General features: G+C 66.9%; 13 protein-coding genes. 2 read left to right on the plus strand and 11 right to left on the minus strand.

All coding sequences use genetic code 11. The features are described from left to right. Positions 1–5: 5 nt before the first annotated feature. The 7 genes from ACYVGS_RS08960 to ACYVGS_RS08990 form a co-directional block, all read right to left on the minus strand. Positions 6–3,092, minus strand: coding sequence for an efflux RND transporter permease subunit (locus ACYVGS_RS08960; RefSeq protein ID WP_460588336.1), 3,087 nt, complete (start codon positions 3,090–3,092; stop codon positions 6–8). Beyond that, the gene (locus tag ACYVGS_RS08965; RefSeq protein WP_460588338.1) at positions 3,089–6,160 is read right to left on the minus strand and encodes an MdtB/MuxB family multidrug efflux RND transporter permease subunit; all 3,072 of its coding nucleotides are present in this window, start codon (positions 6,158–6,160) and stop codon (positions 3,089–3,091) included. Before ACYVGS_RS08965 ends, ACYVGS_RS08960 begins: the two co-directional genes overlap by 4 nt. Further along, a complete protein-coding gene (locus ACYVGS_RS08970; RefSeq protein ID WP_460588339.1) occupies positions 6,157–7,302 on the minus strand; it encodes an efflux RND transporter periplasmic adaptor subunit in 1,146 nt (381 codons plus the stop codon). Before ACYVGS_RS08970 ends, ACYVGS_RS08965 begins: the two co-directional genes overlap by 4 nt. Positions 7,303–7,489: 187 nt before the next feature. Beyond that, the gene (locus ACYVGS_RS08975) at positions 7,490–8,092 is read right to left on the minus strand and encodes a DUF4340 domain-containing protein (protein ID WP_460588341.1); all 603 of its coding nucleotides are present in this window, start codon (positions 8,090–8,092) and stop codon (positions 7,490–7,492) included. 3 nt (positions 8,093–8,095) lie between these two features. Beyond that, positions 8,096–9,220 (minus strand): Gldg family protein, encoded by a 1,125-nt coding sequence (locus ACYVGS_RS08980; RefSeq protein ID WP_460588342.1) that lies wholly within the window; start codon positions 9,218–9,220, stop codon positions 8,096–8,098. A gap of 6 nt (positions 9,221–9,226) precedes the next feature. Then, positions 9,227–11,044 (minus strand): DUF7088 domain-containing protein, encoded by a 1,818-nt coding sequence (locus ACYVGS_RS08985; protein WP_460588343.1) that lies wholly within the window; start codon positions 11,042–11,044, stop codon positions 9,227–9,229. Next, a complete protein-coding gene (locus ACYVGS_RS08990) occupies positions 11,037–11,951 on the minus strand; it encodes an ABC transporter ATP-binding protein (RefSeq protein WP_460588344.1) in 915 nt (304 codons plus the stop codon). The genes ACYVGS_RS08985 and ACYVGS_RS08990 overlap by 8 nt, the downstream gene beginning before the upstream one ends. A gap of 172 nt (positions 11,952–12,123) precedes the next feature. On the opposite strand from ACYVGS_RS08990, the gene ACYVGS_RS08995 reads away from it, so the two are divergent. Beyond that, entirely contained in the window at positions 12,124–12,642 is a 519-nt protein-coding gene (locus ACYVGS_RS08995) for a YeeE/YedE family protein (RefSeq protein WP_460588365.1), read from the plus strand. Then, positions 12,639–13,034, plus strand: coding sequence for a DUF6691 family protein (locus ACYVGS_RS09000; protein WP_460588345.1), 396 nt, complete (start codon positions 12,639–12,641; stop codon positions 13,032–13,034). The genes ACYVGS_RS08995 and ACYVGS_RS09000 overlap by 4 nt, the downstream gene beginning before the upstream one ends. Here the strand turns inward: ACYVGS_RS09000 and fdhD are convergent. Genes fdhD through ACYVGS_RS09020 form a run of 4 tightly spaced genes read right to left on the minus strand, consistent with a single transcriptional unit; the run spans position 12,997 to position 18,884 of the window. Continuing rightward, positions 12,997–13,866 carry a formate dehydrogenase accessory sulfurtransferase FdhD gene (fdhD, locus tag ACYVGS_RS09005; RefSeq protein ID WP_460588346.1) on the minus strand — a complete coding sequence of 290 codons (870 nt, stop codon included), beginning with the start codon at positions 13,864–13,866 and terminating at the stop codon, positions 12,997–12,999. The genes ACYVGS_RS09000 and fdhD overlap by 38 nt on opposite strands. Next, complete coding sequence (fdhF, locus tag ACYVGS_RS09010) at positions 13,856–16,768, minus strand: formate dehydrogenase subunit alpha (RefSeq protein WP_460588347.1); 2,913 nt, start codon at positions 16,766–16,768, stop codon at positions 13,856–13,858. The genes fdhD and fdhF overlap by 11 nt, the downstream gene beginning before the upstream one ends. Beyond that, on the minus strand, positions 16,768–18,393 hold the full coding sequence (locus ACYVGS_RS09015; protein ID WP_460588348.1) for a formate dehydrogenase beta subunit: 1,626 nt from the start codon (positions 18,391–18,393) through the stop codon (positions 16,768–16,770). The genes fdhF and ACYVGS_RS09015 overlap by 1 nt, the downstream gene beginning before the upstream one ends. Then, a complete protein-coding gene (locus tag ACYVGS_RS09020) occupies positions 18,390–18,884 on the minus strand; it encodes a thioredoxin domain-containing protein (protein WP_460588349.1) in 495 nt (164 codons plus the stop codon). Before ACYVGS_RS09020 ends, ACYVGS_RS09015 begins: the two co-directional genes overlap by 4 nt. Between the last annotated feature and the right edge of the window lie 16 nt (positions 18,885–18,900).

Here is an 18,900-nt window from a genome sequence, read left to right on the forward strand (position 1 = left end):
GAAGCCTATGATTGATTGCCCGGCGCAGCCGGAGCGGTGGCACCCAGGCCCAGCCCCCTGCGCCGCAAATTTTCCAGGTAGAGGTAGACGGCGGGCGTGGTGTACAGGGTCAGGAGCTGGCTCAGGGCCAGACCGCCGAAAATCGTCACCCCGAGGGGCTGGCGCATTTCCGCACCTTCCCCAAAGCCGATCATCAAGGGCACCGCCCCCAGCATGCCCGCCAGGTTGGTCATCAGGATCGGCCGCAGGCGCAGCAGCGCCGCCCGGTGAATGGCCTCGCGCGGGGCGAGTCCGTCGCGCCGCTGGGCCACCAGGGCGAAATCGATCATCATGATGGCATTGCGCATCACGATCCCGATCAGCAGGAACAGCCCCAGGAGGGCAATCAGGCTGAAATCGAGACCGCCCAGGCGCAGTGCCAACAGCGCCCCGAGCCCGGCGGGAGGCAGTGTCGACAGGATAGTCAAGGGATGCAGGGTACTCTCGTAGAGCATGCCCAGCAGCAGATAGACAGCCACCAGCACAGCCACCAGCAGCCAGGGATCCTCCAGGCTCTGGTTGAAGCCCTGTGGCGATGGCGGTGCCTCGTGCACCTCACTGGGCAGCATCACCTGATTGAGGATGTCATCGATAGCGGCTTCCGCCTGCAGGCTGGTGACGCCCGGCGCCAGGCTGTAGCCAATCCCCATGGAGGCAAACTGTCCCTCGTGCCGCACCCGGTCCTCCGCCATGCCGTAGTCCCAGCTGGCAAAGGTCGACAGCGGCACGCGCTGGCCATCGTTGGTGAGCACTTCCAGTCGCGACAGGCTGGTGGGGCGCGCAGTGAAGTCGGGCGCCAGCTCCATCACCACCCGGTACTGGTTGAGCTCGTCGTAGAGCGTGGCCACCTGGCGCTGTGAAAAAGAGTTGTTGAGAACCGAGGCGATGGTCTGCATGTCGACCCCCAGGCGGCGCGCGGCTTCGCGGTCAATCTCCAGCACCACCTGGCGGGCTTCGTCATCGTCGACCGAGTCGACATCGACCAGCACCGGGCTCTGCTGCATCGCCTGGGCCACCCGTCGTGCCCAGACCTTCAGGGAGGCCAGCGAATCCGAGCGCAGTACCAGCTCATAATCGCTGCGCCCGAAGGGCGAGCGGAAGTTCAGGTCCTGGTCCACCATCAGGTGCAGCATGGCCCCGGGTACCTGCGGCGCCCGGGCCTGCAGGCGATCCACCACCGCCTGGGCGGAAACACCGCGCTCCGACAGCGACTTCAGGCGGATGGTAATCTGGCCGTTGGTCAGGCCGCCGTCACCGCCGCTGGTTCCGGTCACATCCGCCACCGCCGGGTCCTGCATCAGGTACTGGCGATAAACCTCGATCTTGGGCTGCATCACCTGGAAGGAGAAACCGTCATCGCCGCGAACAAAGCCGCGAATCTGCCCGGTGTCCTGGCGCGGCAGGGCCTCCTTGGGCAGGCCGGCAAACAGCTGCACGGAGCCGGCTATCGCCGCCAGCAGCAGGAGGATGGCCAGGGGCCGGTGTGCCAGCAACCAGTCCAGTGAATGGCCGTAGAAGCGCAAGAGGCGCGAAAAGACGCGGCCCCCTTGCGCCTCCCGAGGTGTTGCCTGAGCCGAGGCCCGCATCCAGCGTGCACACAGGCTCGGCGTCAGGGTCAGGGATACCAGCAGCGAGATAAGCAGCGCCGCGACCAGGGTCACGGAGAACTCGCGGAACAGTTGCTGAAGCATGCCCCCGGGCAACAGAATGGCCACAAATACCACCGCGAGTGCCAGGGTCATGGCCACCAGCGTGAAACCCACCTCGCTGACACCACGACTTGCGGCCTCCCCCGGGGACAGGCCCGCGGAAAGGTGTCGTTCCACGTTTTCCAGCACCACGATAGCGTCATCCACCACCAGCCCCGCGGCGATGATCAGGGCCATCACCGACAGGTTGTTCAGGGAAAAGCCCCAGAAGTGCATGACCACGAAGGCGCCGATCAGGGACACGGGGATCGCCGCCGAAGGAATCAAGGCCGTGCGCAGGCGCCCGAGAAAGGCCCAGACCACCAGCACCACCAGCAACACGGCAATCACCAGCGTCAGCTGCGCTTCGTGAAGCGTCGCGCGGATCACCGGGGAACGGTCCATCACCACGGCCAGTTCGGCATCCGCCGGCAGGAGCTGGCGCAGCTGGGGCAGCCGGGCATGGATGTTGTCGATGGTTTCGACAATGTTGGCGCCGGTGCGCCGGTTGATGTTGAGAATCACCGCGGGCCGGTCATTGTGGAAGCCGCTGCTGTAGCGGTTCTCCACCGAGTCAGTCACCGTGGCGACATCCCCCAGGCGCACCACGGCACCGTCTGCGTGCCGGATCACCAGTGCCCGGTATTCCGCCGCACTGCGCAGCGGGTCGGCGATCTGTACCTGCCAGCGCTGCGGCCCCTCTTCAATCACCCCCAGGGGGCGCAGGGCGTTACTGCGGGAAATCGCACGCCGCACATCGTCCAGCGCGATGCCGTAGTGCAGCAGGGCCCCGGGCTGCAGCTGCACCCGCACCGCCGGCAGGGACGCGCCATTCACCGTCACCTGCCCCACCCCGGCGATCTGTGCCAGCTTCTGGGCCAGGATGGTCGAGCCGGCGTCGTAGAGTTCACTGGCGGAGAGGTTCGGCGAACTCAGGGCCAGACCCATGATCGGCGCCTGGGACGGATCAATCTTGCGATACTGCGGGTTGCCGGGCATCCCCGCGGGCAGCTCGCCGCGCACCGCGTTGATCGCCGCCTGCACCTCCCGCGCCGCCGCGTTGATATCGCGGTCCATTTCAAACATTAGCGCCACCTGGGTCGAGCCCTGACGGCTGGAGGAGGACAGCGAGGTCACCCCGGAAATACTGCCCAGAGAGCGCTCCAGGGGGGTGGCCACGGTGCTGGCCATGCTTTCGGGGCTGGCACCCGGTAAGCCGGCGGTGACCACGATCATCGGCACATCCAGCTGTGGCAAGGGTGCCACCGGCAACTGCCGCCAGGCCAGCAGACCGCAGAGCACCACCGCCAGCGCCAGCAGGGAAACCCCCACCGGCCGCGCCACCAGCGTTCGCAGCGGGCTCACAATGCCGGCACCGTGTCGGGTGGCGCCACCCGACGGCGGCTGAGTCGGTCAAAAAACAGGTACACCACCGGGGTGGTAAACAGGGTGAGCACCTGACTGACCAGCAGGCCACCCACCATCACTACCCCGAGGGGCTGCCTCAGTTCGGCCCCCGAGCCCCCCGCCAACATCAGCGGCAGCGCCCCGAACAGGGCGGCCAGGGTGGTCATCAGGATGGGCCGGAAACGCAGCAGTGCAGCGCGGTGAATGGCCTCCCGCGGAGAGAGACCGAGATTGCGCTGCGCATCCAGGGCAAAGTCCACCATCATGATGCCGTTCTTCTTGACCAGGCCAATCAGCAAGACAATCCCGACCACCGAGATCATGTCCAGGGCGCGGTCGGTCAGCAGCAGCGCCAACAGGGCCCCCACCGTGGCCGAGGGCAGCGTTGAGAGAATCGTCACCGGATGGATCGTGCTCTCGTAGAGCACACCGAGCACGATGTACATGGTCAGCACCGCCGCCAGGATCAGCCACAGGGTATTCGACAGCGACGCGCGGAAGGATTCCGCAGCGCCCTGGAAACGACTTTCGATCGCCCCGGGCAGCTGCAGCTCGGCCTGCACCGCTTCAATCGCGGCTACCGCCTCTCCCAGCGACGCCCCCTCGCCCAGGTTGAAAGACACCGTGGTGGCGGGGAACTGGCCCTGATGATTGATCAACAAGGGCGCCGGTCGCTGGCGGATAGTGGCCACACTGGAAAGCGGGGTCGGCGCACCGGATCCGGTAGTGACATAGAGTTGACCCAGGCTCTCGGGCTCGCCGACGAAGGCCGGGTCCACCTCCAGAATGACGCGGTACTGGTTGGACTGGGTGAACAGGGTCGCAATCTGTCGCTGCCCGAAGGCGTTGTACAGGGTATCCGCCACGTCGGTCACATCCAGGCCCAGCCGCGCCGCCGCATCGCGGTCGATGTCCACGTAGGCCTCGCGCCCCCGCTGCTGCAGATCGGCGGCGACATCCGCCAGCTCCGGTCGCGCGTTGAGCGCCGCCACCAGTGGCGGTACCCAGGTCTGCAACATGTCGCTGTCGAGACTGGTAAGCGTGAACTGGTACTGGGTGCGACTGACGCGGTCCTCAATGGTCAGCTCCTGTACCGGCTGGAACCAGGCGACGATACCATCGACCTCCCTCGCCCGCTCCTGCAAGCGTGCCATGACCTCGAACACGCTCTCACCGCGCGCGTCATGGGGCGGCAGGTTGATCAGCATGCGACCGCTGTTCAGGGTGGTATTGGTGCCATCCACGCCAATGAAGGAGGACAGGCTATCGACTCCCGGGTCTGCCAGGAGGGCACTGGCCAGCCGCTGCTGGCGCTCGGCCATGGCAGTAAAGGAAATCGACTGCGGGGCCTCTGTGACCACCTGGATCACACCACTGTCCTGGACGGGAAAGAAGTCCCGGTCCACCAACAGGTAGAGCACCCCGGTCAACAGGATGGTCGCCAGCATCACCGCCATCGCGGGGCCCTGGCGAGCCAGTACCCAGTCGAGGGCGCGGCCGTAGTGCTGGATGATCCGGTGCAGCAGGCCCCGCGCCTCCTCCCGGGGCGGGGTATACAGCATGTGCGCGCACATCATCGGCGTCAGTGTCAGCGAAACCACCAGGGAAATCGCGATGGCCACCGCCAGGGTAATGGCAAACTCATGAAACAGCCGACCCACCACGTCCGGCATGAACAGCAGAGGAATCAGTACCGCGATCAGGGAAAAGGTCAGGGACACCAGGGTAAAGCCGATTTCCCGCGCACCCCGAAGCGCGGCCTCCAGCGGCGATGCGCCCATCTCCCGGTGACGCGCCACGTTTTCCAGCATGACAATGGCATCGTCGACCACAAAACCGGTCGCGATGGTCAGTGCCATCAGGGTCAGGTTGTTGATGGAAAAGCCCAGCAGATACATGACCGCAAAGGTGCCCACCAGGGACAAGGGGACGGCAATGCTCGGAATGAGGGTCGCCGGCACACTGCGCAGGAAGGCGAAGGTCACCAGCACCACCAGGCCCACGGCGAACAGCAGCTCCTTCTGGGTGTCCCGCACCGAGGCGCGAATACTCCCGGTGCGGTCGGTGAGCACGGCCACATCCACCGCCGTGGGCAGGGTAGCGGTCAACTGGGGCAGCAGGGCCCGCACGCGATCGGTGACTTCAATGACATTGGCCCCCGGCTGGCGCTGCACATTGAGCAGCACCGCCGGCTGGCCGTCGGCCCAGGCCGCCAGGAAGCGGTCTTCGGCACCGTCGACGACGCTGGCAACATCCCCGAGCCGCAGCGGCGCCCCGTCCTGCCAGGTGAGTATCAGTTCCCGGTAGTCCGCCACCGAGCGGATCTGGTCGTTGGCATCCAGCATGGTGCTGCGGGTGGGGCCGTCAAAGCTGCCCTTGGGCTGGTTCACGTTGGTGGCGGCAATCGCCTGGCGCAGTTGATCGAGGCTCAGGCCGTAGGCGGCCAGCGCCCGGGGATTGGCCTGCACACGCAGGGCGGGCCGCTGGCCACCGGCCAGGCTGACCATGCCCACGCCGGACAACTGCGCCAGCTTCTGCGCCATGCGCGTGTCCACCAGGTCGTGCACCTGGGGCAAGGGCAGACTGTCGGAGGTGATCGCCAGGGTCAGGATGGGCGCGTCCGCGGGGTTCACCTTGCGGTAGACCGGCGGAGTCGGCAGGTCACCGGGCAGCAGGTTCTGGGCGGTATTCATGGCCGCCTGCACCTCCTGCTCCGCGACCCCGAGGTCGACATCGAGATCAAACTGCAGCGTGATCACCGAGGCGCCGGAGGCGCTGGTGGAGGACATCTGCTTGAGACCCGGTATCTGGCCAAGGTGTCGCTCGAGCGGTGCGGTGATGGTGCGCGCGGTTACCTCGGGCCCGGCGCCAGGCTGGAAGGTAAACACCTGGATAATCGGATAGTCCACCTGGGGCAGAGCCGCCACCGGCAGCTGGCGCCAGGCGATCAGCCCGGTGACCAACAGCGCCAGCATCAGCAGCGAGGTGGCCACCGGGCGCAGAATAAAAGGCCTGGAGAGACTCACGGGAGTATCACCTGCTTGCCGTCGCGCAGTCGATCGAGACCCTCCAGCACAATCGCGTCACCCTCGGCGAGTCCCTCGCGGACGACCACGCGATTGTTGGAGGCAGTGCCCAGTTTCACCTCGCGAACCCAGGACTTGCCGTCTTCGATCACATATACATAGTTGCGATCCGTGCCGTATTGCACGGCGTCGGTGGGAATGGTCAGCACCGATTCCAGGGTTTGCAGTCGCAGCTCGACATTGACGAACTGGTTGGGAAACAGGGCGAAGTCCTCATTGGCGAAACGCGCGCGGACACGCAGCGTGCCGGTGCTGGTATCAATCTGGTTGTCCAGCGTGGTCAACTCTCCATTCGCCAGCAGTATTTGCCCGTTGCGACCCAGTGCGTGCACCGGCAGTGCTTCCCCGCCATTCACCGCCTGGAACAGGGCCGGCACCTCCACCTCGGGCACCGTGAAATTGACCGCGATCGGCTGCATCTGGGTAATGCTGACCAGCCCCTCGGCATCGCCGGCTGCCACGAGGTTGCCAGCATCCACCCGCCGCAGGCCCAGCTTGCCGGAAATGGGTGCCTCGATGCGCGTCCAGGAAAGCTGCAGCCGCGCGTCCTCGACCCGCGCTTCATCGGCACGCACAGTGCCCTCGAGTTCCTTCACCAGGGCCCGCTGGTCGCTGAGCTGCTGGCGGGCAATCGAGTCCTGCTCCCAAAGGTCCTGGTAGAGGGCAAGATCGTCCCGGGCGTTTTCCAGCCGGGCGCGATTTTGCTGCAACTGCCCCTCCGCCTGCTCCAGCTGTGCCCGGTAGGGCAGCGGATCGATTTCGGCGAGCAACTGGCCCGCTTCTACCCGCGCGCCCTCTGCAAACACCACGCGCTCCAGCACACCCGCCACCCGACTGCGCACGGTGACGGTGTTCAGGGGCGTAACCGTACCAATCGACTGCACGATGACATCCAGACTGCCCCGCTGCACCGGCTCTACCCGCACCACCGCCGGTGCGTCCCAGCCGCCGCGCCGGGGTGGCGCATCCCCCTCGCCGTCACTGTCAGCGGTCAGGTAAATGCCCAGGACCAGCAATGCGGCCAGGATGAACCCCGCCCACAGCCAGCGACGCGGAAGAGGAAGGAGAGTGGATTCAGTCATGCCCTGTGGATTCCGAAAACGCGAAAAGAGAAAAACGGCCTGCGAGCCGCAGTACGGTTTGCGTACTGTAGAGAAGGGCTGACCGCAAGAATATTGAATTTACAAAACCTTACTTTGGGCGACGCCGGTCGCCGGGTGGCGACGAGTGGCTCGCGCCGGGGATCACGCGAGCCCTCGCCGTTCAAGCCTATGGAGCCGGTTCAGGCTCAGGCGCCTGCGACCCTGCGGCGGGCCCAGGATCAGACTCCGGCGCGGACAGGCGCCAGCTGTCCGGCTGCACCGGCACCTCCCAGGCGCTGATCGCCACCGCATGCACGGCGCTCTCGCCCGCCACGCGGGCGTGCACACTGCGCATATCCGGGGCACTGCCCAGGTAGAGCACCGCCAGCTCGCTCGCCTGACCGAGGAAGCTAATGCGCCGCTCGAAGTCCTCCTCGCTGACCCGCAGACGGTCATGGGTGGCCTCGCTATTCGCCACCGGTCCCGTGCTGTCGAGGGCCAGCAGCCTGTCCAGCAGGGCATCGACTCGCGCCGCATCCGCCGGAACTTCGCTCCCGTCCCCGCTATCGTCCTGCAACTGCCAGCCCGGCGCCCGGCGCCGGATCACCAGCGCCTCCCCATCCGGGCCCTCAAGGCGCAAACCCTCGACCGCCTCCGCGGCCAGGGAGGAAAACAGCAACTGCCCTCCCCCGGGTGCGACCAGGTCACCGTCATCGCGGGTCAGCCCCCAGGCCAGCAACAGCTGCAGGCCCAGCAGCACAGCCAACACACTCACCAGTCGCTTTTGCATGGTTTATACCTCCGCGAGAATCTGCCGATAGCGACGGTAATCCGCCAACAACACCTGTCGCCGCCACAGCCACACCAGGCACAGGCCAACCAGGGCCATGGCGTAGTTCAGACCCTCCCAGAATCGCTGTGCCTCCTCGGGCAAGGGGTCCAGGGTCCGCGCCATGCGGCTGCGACCGCGCAGTTCCAGCAGGCTGCTGTCCTCCAGGGCCCAGTCCACCAGGTTCTGCACGAAAGCCAGCGGCTGCGTGTAGTAAGTACCCTGTCCCTGGGACGCCAGGTCCAGGCTGAGGTCGCTGGCAAAGCTGTTGCTGCCAATCACCACCAACCTGGCGGACTCCGGCGAACGTTCGATTACCGTCCTTAGGTTGACCAGGTTGCCATCACTATCCTCAGGTGTCGCGGCGGCCCCGGCCTCCCGCGCCGGTGCACCCGGCCCGGCAGACCCGGTCGACTCTGCGGTCTCCTCGCCATCCACAATCTCCTCCGGTGCCGGGCCTGTCTTCGCCAGCGGCGAGGGCTTGTCCTGCCAGAAGGAGGTGAAGCGCCCCTCGAGGGCCACCGCCAGCAGATGCGTTCCGCGCTCGCCGTTTACCGGGTAGCCGGTGGCCGGATGGGCCTGGTAGTCGGGCAGAATATCCAGGCTGTCGGAGAGCCAGCTGTCCGCCGAACTGCGCAGCAGCCACTCGCTGTGCCGAGTTCCGGCACCCTCTGCCGCGTCGTCCAGCGCCACGGGGGACACCCAGTTCAGGGTGAGCTGGCCCAGGCCGGCAGTGGCCGGATTGTCCGGGTTCAGCCCGTCCCCGCGGACATCCGGAAAGTGCGGATAGTCGAGCAGGCTGATCTCGCGAATGGGGATGCCGCCGATGGTGCGCTCCACCGGCACCGGCATCGCGGCATTGCGCGGATCCAGGACCATCTGTTCCTGTACCCGGATGCCCTGGTGGGCCAGCCACTCCCCAAGGCCAGAGTCCAGGCGACGGGCCGCCAGGGTGGTGGAGGCATCCACGGTAAAGGGCGAGGTGGTCAGTATCAAGCTACCCCCGCGCATCAGGTACTGGTCGATGGCAAAGCGCTCGACCTCATCCAGCGCTTCCGGCGCCAGTACCAGCAGCAGATCGGTATCCACCGGCACCTAGCCGCTGGCCAGGTCCACATGGCGGACCCGGGCGTTGTCGGCGAGGGTCGCCTCGAGCTGGCTGAAGCGCGTCGCCGGCCCGCTGCCCACGGGTTTCACCACACCCACAGTGTTCAGGGCCCCTGGAGTGAAGCGGCGCAGGGCATTGTCCAGGCTGCGTTCCAGCTCGTCTTTGCCGAGGGATTCCGGCAGGGGAATCTGGATCACCTCGCCCCGGGATTCCAGGACCATGTAGAACCAGAAGGGTTGCGGGTCCAGCAGGCCCGCGACCTGGGGAACCAGCCCATATTCCTGTTCCAGCCGCTCGGCCAGGGCACCGTCCCCCGCCTCGGGATCGGCAAACTCCACCTGCAGCAGCCCTGCGGAGGCGGCCGCCTTGTCCTCAAGCAGAGCCTCCAGCTCGCCGCGCAACTCGCCGAGGACCCCCGGGAGCTGGTCCGTCGGCGACATCCAGCCGTGGAAGATCACCGGCTCGGAGAGCCCGGCGAACAGCTGACCTTCGGCCCGCCAGCTGCCCGCCAGCTTGCGGATGGTCCGCGTCAGGGTGTACTCGGGATCCTTGAGCGCCACGTCAAGATCGGACTCGCTGCGGGCGCGGATTTCCACCAGGTCCTGGTAGTTGAGGGTTTCGTACTGGTCGCCGTAGGCAATGACCACGTCAAACCAGGAGCTGACCACCGAGGCCTGGTAGCGGTCCGCGCTCTGGAAGGGCACCGGCCGGATACCGTAGCGAGCCGCGGCCTCCTCCTCGGCCTCCGGGTCCCGTGTGGGGTCGATGAAGTGCACCCGGGCGCGCGCCCCGGCGGCGTCGGCATAGGCCTGCAACAGGTCCTTGAGCTGCGGCACCAGGGGCGCCAGCAGCGGATGGGTTCGCGCCGAGAAATAACCGCGAATCTGCAGCGGCTCCTGCAGTTCTTCGAGCTGCTCCCGGGTGGCTTCCGACAGGGTGTAGAGCCGGCCCTCGGTCAGGTCAAGACGCAGCCCGTGCAGGGGTTCCAGCCACAGGTTCAGGGCCAGGAAATTGGTCGCCACCAGCAGGGTGATCGCGGTGCGGCGGCGGTGCCGGGGCCCGCCCGGGTTGCCCGCCCAGCGCAGCCGTTCCAGGCTGTACAGGTTCCAGGCCAGGAACACCCCTACCAGACTGACGTAGTAGGCCAGGTCGCGCAGATCGATCACCCCGCGGGTGATCGCGTCAAAGCGGCTGCCGCTGCCCAGGGCCGCCAGCAGACTGCCAGTCTCGTGTCCGAAGAGTGCAGTCACGCCGGGGGAACCGATCAGGTAAAAGGCCCCGCAGACCAGCACGCTGAGAATCAGCGCCACCACCGGGTTGTCGGTTCGACCGCTCATGGCCAGGCCGATGGCCACATAGGCGGCGCCGAGGCACAGGCTGGCCAGGTAGCCGCCGATTACCGGCCCCCAGTCCAGCGGGCCCAGCAGCGAGACGCTCACCGCCAGGGGCAGGGTCAGCAGCAGGGCCAGGGCGACCAGGCCGAGGGCGGCCAGGAACTTCCCCATTACCAGAGCGAGGGGGGCCAGGGGCGCGGTGAGCAGGCTTTCCAGGGTGCCGGCGCGCCGCTCCTCGGCCCAGCTGCGCATGGTCAGTGCCGCCACCAGGAAGATCAGCAGCAGGGGCATCCACTCGAACAGTGGCCGCAGGTCGGCCAGGTTACGGGCAAAGAAGCGCTCTACCCAGAACACCACGAACAAGCTGACCAGCAAAAAAGCGCCGAGAAACAGCCACGCCGCAGGCGAGGTGAAAAAGCCGCGGAACTCCTTGCGGGCCACTCGGCCCGCGGCTGCAATGGCTTCAGACATGGGCGCCCTCCTCGTTGACGCGGGCAAAAACACCTTCCAGGTCCTGGCCTTCCGGCTGCAGACGCAGCAGGGGTACGCCAGCAGCGGCCAGGGCAGCGGCCACCCCCGGGGCCGCTGCCGCCGGCGCCCGCAGGCGATAGCTGAAGGCACCCGTGGTTCCGGGCAGGGACTCAACACCCTCGACCCCGGTCACCGCGGCCAGGGCGTCACCGGCCTCGCGGCCCGTGACCACCTGCAGCACGGGATGGGTTTGCAGGGTATCGAGCCGGGAGTCGATCACCAGTTGGCCGGCGCGCAGGATCAGCACCCGCTGGCAGACCGCCTGCACCTCCTGCAGGATATGCGTCGATACGATGACCGTGGCCTGCTTCGCCAACTCGCCGATCAGCTCACGCATGTGGCGGATCTGGGTCGGGTCCAGGCCATTGGTTGGCTCGTCCAGAATGATGATATCCGGCTCGTGCAGAATGGCCTGCGCCACCCCCACGCGCTGGCGGTAACCCCGGGACAGGGTCTGGATCGGCGCGCTGGCCCGGTCCAGCAGATCGCTGCGGCGCAGGGCACGGGCAATCGCCGTGTTGCGCTGCCGGGCGGGTACCCCGTGCAGAACGGCCTGGTAATCGAGATAGTCGATCACCCGCTGCTCGGGCCACAGCGGGCAGTTCTCGGGCAGATAGCCGATGCGGGCCTGGATGGCCCGGGTGTCGGGCCCCATCTGCAGTCCGTCAACCCGGATGCTGCCCGCCGTCGGCGCCAGGTAGCCGGTAAGCATTTTCATGATCGTGGTCTTGCCGGCGCCGTTGTGGCCCAGCAGGCCGACCACCTCGCCGCGGTCGATGCAAAAGCTCACATCGTCGACCGCTCTCGTCTCGCCATAACGGCGGCACAGGTGCTCCACCTGAATCATGGGTTTCTCCTTGTTGTGGATGAAACAGGTCTCGTCGTGCGTAAAACGCGATCTGCAGGACCGCGGTAGCAGCGAGAAGTTCCCGGGCGATGCGCCGCTGGCAGTCGACCGGCCTCTCCCACTGGTACTTGAGAAAATGCACAACTAACCCAACAATATCGGTGTTTTCCCGATCGCGCCGCAATCGTTTCCGGGCGCGCCACCTTCTACTGGCTGGAGACATCGTCCCATGGAAATCGCCTGGTCGCAGTTTACCCCCTGGCACGCACTCGCCGGCGGTGCCCTGATTGGTCTTGCCGCCAGCCTGCTGCTGCTTGCCAACGGCCGGATTGCCGGCATCAGCGGCATCCTCGGCAACCTGCTCCATCACGAGGGGCGTGAGCCCTGGCGCTGGGCCTTTGTGGCCGGTCTGCTGCTGGCCCCGCTGCTGCTGTGGCCCCTGGTGCCAGCCTTGCAGCCTGCGGCGCTGGTGGCCCCGACTTTCAGCTGGCCCGACCTGCTGCGCCTGCTGGCCGGCGGCTTCCTGATCGGCTACGGCACCCGCATGGCCAATGGCTGCACCAGCGGCCATGGTGTCTGCGGCCTGGCACGCCTCTCGCCGCGGTCCCTGGTCGCCGTGCTCAGTTTCATGACCGCGGGCTTCCTGACCGTGGCCGTATGGCGTTCAATTACCGGAGGGCTGCCGCTGTGAGATCGATACTCAGCTCTCTCGCCGCCGGCCTGCTGTTTGGGGCCGGCCTGATCGTTTCCGGCATGGTCAACCCGGTCAAGGTGCTCGGCTTTCTCGACCTCACCGGCGCCTGGGATCCTTCCCTGGCCCTGGTCATGGCCGGTGCGATCGCCCTGTCCTGGATCGGCGTGCAACTGGCCGGACGCCGGGCGCGGGCCTGCGGACTGGACGACAGCCCGAAGCGCCGCATCGACCGTCCCCTGATTGTGGGCAGCGTGCTGTTCGGGCTCGGCTGGGGCCTGACGGGCCTGTGTCCCGGTCCCGTGGTGGCTGCGACGGGCTCTCTCTACTGGCCCGCTGCAGTGGTGCTGGTGGCTATGCTGGTGGGACTTCGCCTGGGCCGCACTCAGTAGGGCACAGCCGCTCCGGATGGCTGTAGATGACGTGACGCCCCGGGCGGGTAAAACCCACCAGGGTGAGGCCGCAGCGCTCGGCCAGCTCTACCGCCAGGGAGGTGGCGGCGGACAGGGTGACCAGGATCTCGATATCCGCCCGCAAGGCTTTTTGCACCAGCTCATAGCTGGCCCGACTCGACAGCAGGGCAAAGCCGGTTCTCTTCGGCTCTCGCGCGAGGGCGCCGATCAGCTTGTCGAAGGCATTGTGCCGCCCGACGTCCTCGCGCAGAACCTGCACAGCGCCCTGGAGATCGCACCAGGCGGCGGCGTGCATACCGCCAGTCAGCGCCCCCAGCGCCTGGTGCGCCTCAAAGCCAGGAAGAGAACGCTGCAGGGCTGAATGGGATAACGCCCTCCTCCGTGGCAGGACTGGCAACTCGGCAGTCACTGCGGCCAGCGTTTCCAACCCACACAGGCCACAGCCGGATGCCCCCACCACCTGGCGCCGTCGCTGCTGCAAGCGCGCCAAACAGGCAGAGTCCAGGTCCATGCGCAGCTCCAGACCACCCTGCGCCTCGCGCACCTCAATATCATAGAGCTGCTCTGGACGGTCGATGATTCCCTCTGACAGGCTGAAGCCGAAGGCAAAGTCCTCCAGGTCACCGGGCGTCAGCATCATCACGGCGTGGGCGACACAGCGGTAGAACAGTGCCACGGGCTGCTCCGCAGCCAGCTGGTCTCCCGCTACCGTGCTCGCGCCGTCCTGCCATACTTCGACCCTGGCGAGACTCAGACCTTCACACGGATCGCGTCCCGGCAATGTCGAGCTGCCCTGCCGTTCACCCGCCATCCGACAGCGCCTCCACCAGCCCGGACTGATGCCGGGCAAAGTGCTCCCGCGCCTGCTGCCAGGCGGACGGGCCCGCGCTGAGCCTGACCTGCACGGCCGTCACCTTGTACTCGGGACAGTTGGTGGCCCAGTCCGAGTTCTCGGTGGTAATGACATTGGCGCCGGTCACCGGGTGGTGGAAGGTGGTGTAGACAACCCCCGGCTGCACCCGCTCGCTGATCTGCGCCCGCAGGGTGGTTTCCCCCACCCGGCTTTGCAGAGCGACCCGATCGCCCTCCGCGATGCCCCGCTCCCGGGCGTCGTGGGGGTGGATTTCCAGCAGGTCTTCCGGGTGCCAGTCGCTGTTGGCGGTGCGCCGGGTCTGGGCGCCGACATTGTACTGGGAGAGGATGCGCCCCGTGGTCAGCAACAGCGGGAAACGCCGGGTGACTTTCTCGGTTGTCGGCACGTACTCGGTAATCACAAACAGGCCCTTGCCGCGCACGAAGCCGTCCCGGTGCATCACCGGTGTCCCCTCGGGAGCAGCCTCGTTGCAGGGCCACTGCAGGGAGCCCTCGCGCTGCAGCCGGGCCCAGCTCACACCCCGGAATGTCGGTGTCAGGGCGGCGACCTCATCCAGGACCTCAGCGGGGTGCCGGTAGGGCATGGGGTGACCCAGGGCTTCACAGAGAGCCAGCGTGGCCTCCCAGTCGGCCTTGCCGGAGAGTGGCGCCATCACCCGGCGCACGGGCGATATGCGCCGCTCGGCATTGGTAAAGGTGCCATCCTTCTCCAGGAAGGTGGCGCCGGGCAGGAATACGTGGGCGAAACGGGCGGTCTCGTTGAGGAAGATGTCCTGCACGATCAGGCAGTCGAGGCTGCGCAGGGCGGCTTCGACATGCTGGGTGTTGGGATCCGACTGTGCCAGGTCCTCCCCCTGGCAGTAGAGGCCCCGGAAGGTGCCAGCCAGCGCCGCATCGAACATGTTGGGGATGCGGTGACCGGGCTCGGGATCGAGCGTCACACCCCAGGCGCGACCAAAGCGCTCGCGCACGGCGTCATCGGTGATCGCCTGGTAGCCGGGCAGTTCATGGGGAAAAGACCCCATGTCACAGGAGCCCTGCACGTTGTTCTGCCCGCGCAGGGGATTCACGCCGACGCCCTCGCGACCCAGGTTGCCAGTGAGCATGGCCAGGTTGGCGATACCCATCACCATGCTCGAACCCTGGCTGTGTTCGGTCACGCCGAGGCCGTAATAGATGGCCGCGTTGCCACCGGTCGCATACAGGCGGGCGGCGGCACGCAGGGTCTCGGGTTCGATCCCGGTCGCCTCCGCGACAGACTCCGGGGCATTGGCGGGGTCGCGGATAAACGCCAGCCAGTCGTTAAAGGACTCGAGATCACAGCGCTCGCGAATAAACTCTGCCGCCTCCAGCCCCTCGCTGACGATCACATGGGCCATGGCATTGATAAAGGCCACGTTGCTGCCGGGCCGCAGGGGCAGGTGGAAATCCGCGTCGACGTGGGGGGAGCGCACCAGGTCAATCCGTCGCGGATCGACCACGATCAGGCGCGCACCCTGACGCAGGCGGCGTTTCAGGCGCGAGCCGAATACCGGATGGGCGTCGGTGGGATTGGCGCCGATCACCAGTATCACGTCGGCCTGTTCCACCGAATCGAAGTTCTGGGTGCCGGCGGAGGTACCCAGGGTCTGTTTCAGGCCGTAGCCGGTGGGTGAATGGCAGACGCGGGCGCAGGTATCCACGTTGTTGTTGCCGAAAGCCACCCGCACCATCTTCTGCACCAGGTAGGTCTCCTCATTGGTACAACGTGACGAGGTGATGGCGCCGATGCTCCCGACACCGTGGTGCTGCTGGATCGCGCGCAGGCGCGCGGCGGCAAAACCCACTGCTTCCTCCCAGCCAACCGCCCGCCAGGGCTGGTCGATGGATTCGCGGATCATCGGTGTGGTGATGCGGTCGGGATGGGTGGTGTAGCCGAAAGCAAAGCGCCCCTTGACACAACTGTGCCCGCGGTTGGCCCCACCGGCCTTGTGGGGCAGCATGTTGACCACGCGATCGCCCTGCAACTGGGCCTCGAAGGCGCAGCCCACCCCGCAGTAGGCGCAGGTGGTGACCACGCTGTGTTGCGGCTGCCCGCGGGCGATCACGCTGTTCTCCATCAACGTGGCGGTAGGACAGTGCTGGACGCAGGCACCGCAGGATACACAGTCGGAATCCATGAAGGCGTCACCCGCCCCCGCTGCCACCACCGAATCAAAGCCGCGGCCAGCAAGGGTCAGGGCGAAAGTACCCTGCACTTCCTCGCAGGCGCGCACACAGCGGGAGCAGACGATGCACTTGGCCGGGTCAAAGGTAAAGTAGGGGTTGGATGTATCCTTTTCCGCCGCCAGGTGGTTGCGTCCCTCGCTGCCGTAGCGCTGTTCCCGCAGCCCCACGGCGCCGGCCATGTTCTGCAGCTCGCAGTTGCCGTTGGCTGCGCAGGTCAGGCAGTCCAGCGGGTGATCGGAGATGTACAACTCCATGACGTTGCGACGCAGGCGGGCCAGGTGATCGGTCTGGGTGGCCACCTGCATGCCCGGCTCGACGGGGGTGGTACAGGAAGCCGGGTAGCCCTTGCGCCCGGCGATTTCCACCAGGCACAAGCGGCAGGAACCGAAGGCCTCCAGGGCATCCGTCGCGCACAGCCGCGGTAGCTGGATACCGGCCAGGGCGGCGGCACGCATCACCGAGGTGCCGGCGGGCACCGTGACCGCCTGACCGTCGATACTCAGGCTGACCTGTGCGAGATCCGAAAAGCCCGGATGGTATGCCGGTAGTGGCGGCGGCGTGCCCAGGTCTGGCGTCGGGGTGACGCCCGCTGCATCCTTGTCGTTTCCGTGGGGGTCGTAGTACTCCAGCATCAGCCTGCCTCCGTCGACGGGATGATTTGCGGGCCGGGGGCAATATCATGCCGCGACTCGCTCTGACCGGGCGTGCCGCACGGGCGCTGAAAATCCCCGGGAAAGTGGCGCAGGGCACTGAGCACCGGCGCCGGCGTCATGCCGCCCAGCGCACACAGCGACCCGTCGCGCATCGTCTCGCACAGGTCCTCCAGCAAGTGTCGGTCACCCTCTGCATCGGCACCTGCCGCCAGCCGGTCGATGATCTCCACGCCGCGTGTGCTGCCAATCCGGCAGGGGGTGCACTTGCCACAGGACTCCGCAGCGCAGAACGCCATGGCAAAGCGCGCCTGCTCGCACAGGTCGACGCTGTCATCGAAGGCTACCACACCGCCGTGGCCGAGCATGGCGCCAATCGCGGCAAAGGCCTCGTAGTCCAGCGGCGTATCCCACTGGCTTTCCGGCAGGTAGGCACCCAAAGGGCCGCCTACCTGCACGGCGCGCAGGGGGCGCCCGCTGCGGGAGCCACCGCCGATCTCGTAGAGCAGCTCCCGCAGGGTCAGGCCAAAAGGCAGCTCCACCAGCCCGGCCCGCGCAATGTTGCCGGCCAGCTGGAAGGGTAGCGTGCCCCGGGAACGTTCCACGCCATAGCCGCGGTAATGCTCGCCGCCTGCACTGATAATCGCCGGTACGCTGGCCAGGCTGATCACGTTGTGCACCAGGGTAGGCTGACCAAACAACCCGGCAATCGCCGGCACCGGTGGCTTGGGTCGCACCGTGCCGCGGCGCCCCTCCAGGCTCTCCAGCAAGGCGGTTTCCTCGCCGCAGATATAGGCCCCCGCGCCAATGCGCAGTGCCACGTCGAAGCACTGTTCGCTGCCCAGGATGTTGCTGCCCAGGCAACCCGCAGCCCGCAGGGCGGCCATGGCCCGCTCGAGGCTGGCGCGTGCGCGGGGGTATTCTTCGCGCAGGTAGATATAACCCTGCCTCGCCCCGGTCGCCAGACCGGCGATGAGCATGCCCTCGAGCAGGGCCATGGGGTCACCCTCCATGAGCATGCGATCGGAATAGGTGCCGGAGTCGCCTTCATCGGCGTTGCAGACGATGGTTTTGTCTACGGCGGGGGCATCCAGGACCGTCTGCCACTTGATGCCCGCCGGGAAGGCGGCGCCACCGCGACCCCGCAGACCGGAGGTTTTTACTTCGTCCACCAGGGCCTGGGGTGTCATTTCCAGGGCCCGCTCCAGGGCGCTCAGGCCACCGTGCTCCCGGTAGCTGTCCACCGAGGCGGGGTCGACCACGCCGAGACGGGCACAGGTCAGGCGCTGCTGGCAGCGGAAAAACGGCAGGTCCTCCACCGGCCCCAGGTGGCCCAGGGCCTGCTCACTGGCCGACAACAGACCGGCGTCGAGCAGACCCGGCAGGTCCTCGGGCTGTACCGGACCGTAGCCGATGCGCTGCCCATCCCGCTCCACTTCCAGCAGGGGCTCGAGCCAGAAGGCGCCGCGGGAACCGGTACGAACCAGCTCCACCGCCAGGCCGCGTTCGTCACAGAGCGCCTCCAGGCGCCCTGCGGTGCGGTCCGCCCCGAGTGCCACGGCAGAGGTATCTGCGGGAATGAAGACCCGGGTTGCATTACCACTCATGGCGCCGCCTCCGCATCGCCACGCAGCCGAGCGAGGAGCGCATCCAGGCGAGCGACATTCATCATGCCGTAGACCTCGTCACCCACGCGCACCGACGGCGAACAGGCACAATTGCCCAGGCAGTAGACCGGTTCCAGGCTGACCGCACCGTCTGCAGTGGTCTGGTGATAATCAATCTCCAGGACACGCTTCGCATGGGCCTCCAGCGCCCGCCCGCCGACCGCCTGGCAGGACTCCGCCCGGCACAGCTGAACCCGGTGTCGGCCCGGTGGCGAACGCCGGAAGTGGTGATAGAAAGTCATCACGCCGTACACCTCGGCCCGCGACAGATTGAACTGCTCCGCGAGAACGCCGGTTGTCGCCTCGGGCAGGTAGCCCAAGGCATCCTGCACCGCGTGCAGGGCGGGCAACAGCCCGCCGGCCACCGTGCGAAAGGGCGCGGTGAGTTGCGCGAGCCCCTGCGTGTCCTTATCGCCTTCCTGCTCTGACATGGCACACCCTGAAAGC

The organism is Haliea atlantica (assembly GCF_054779855.1).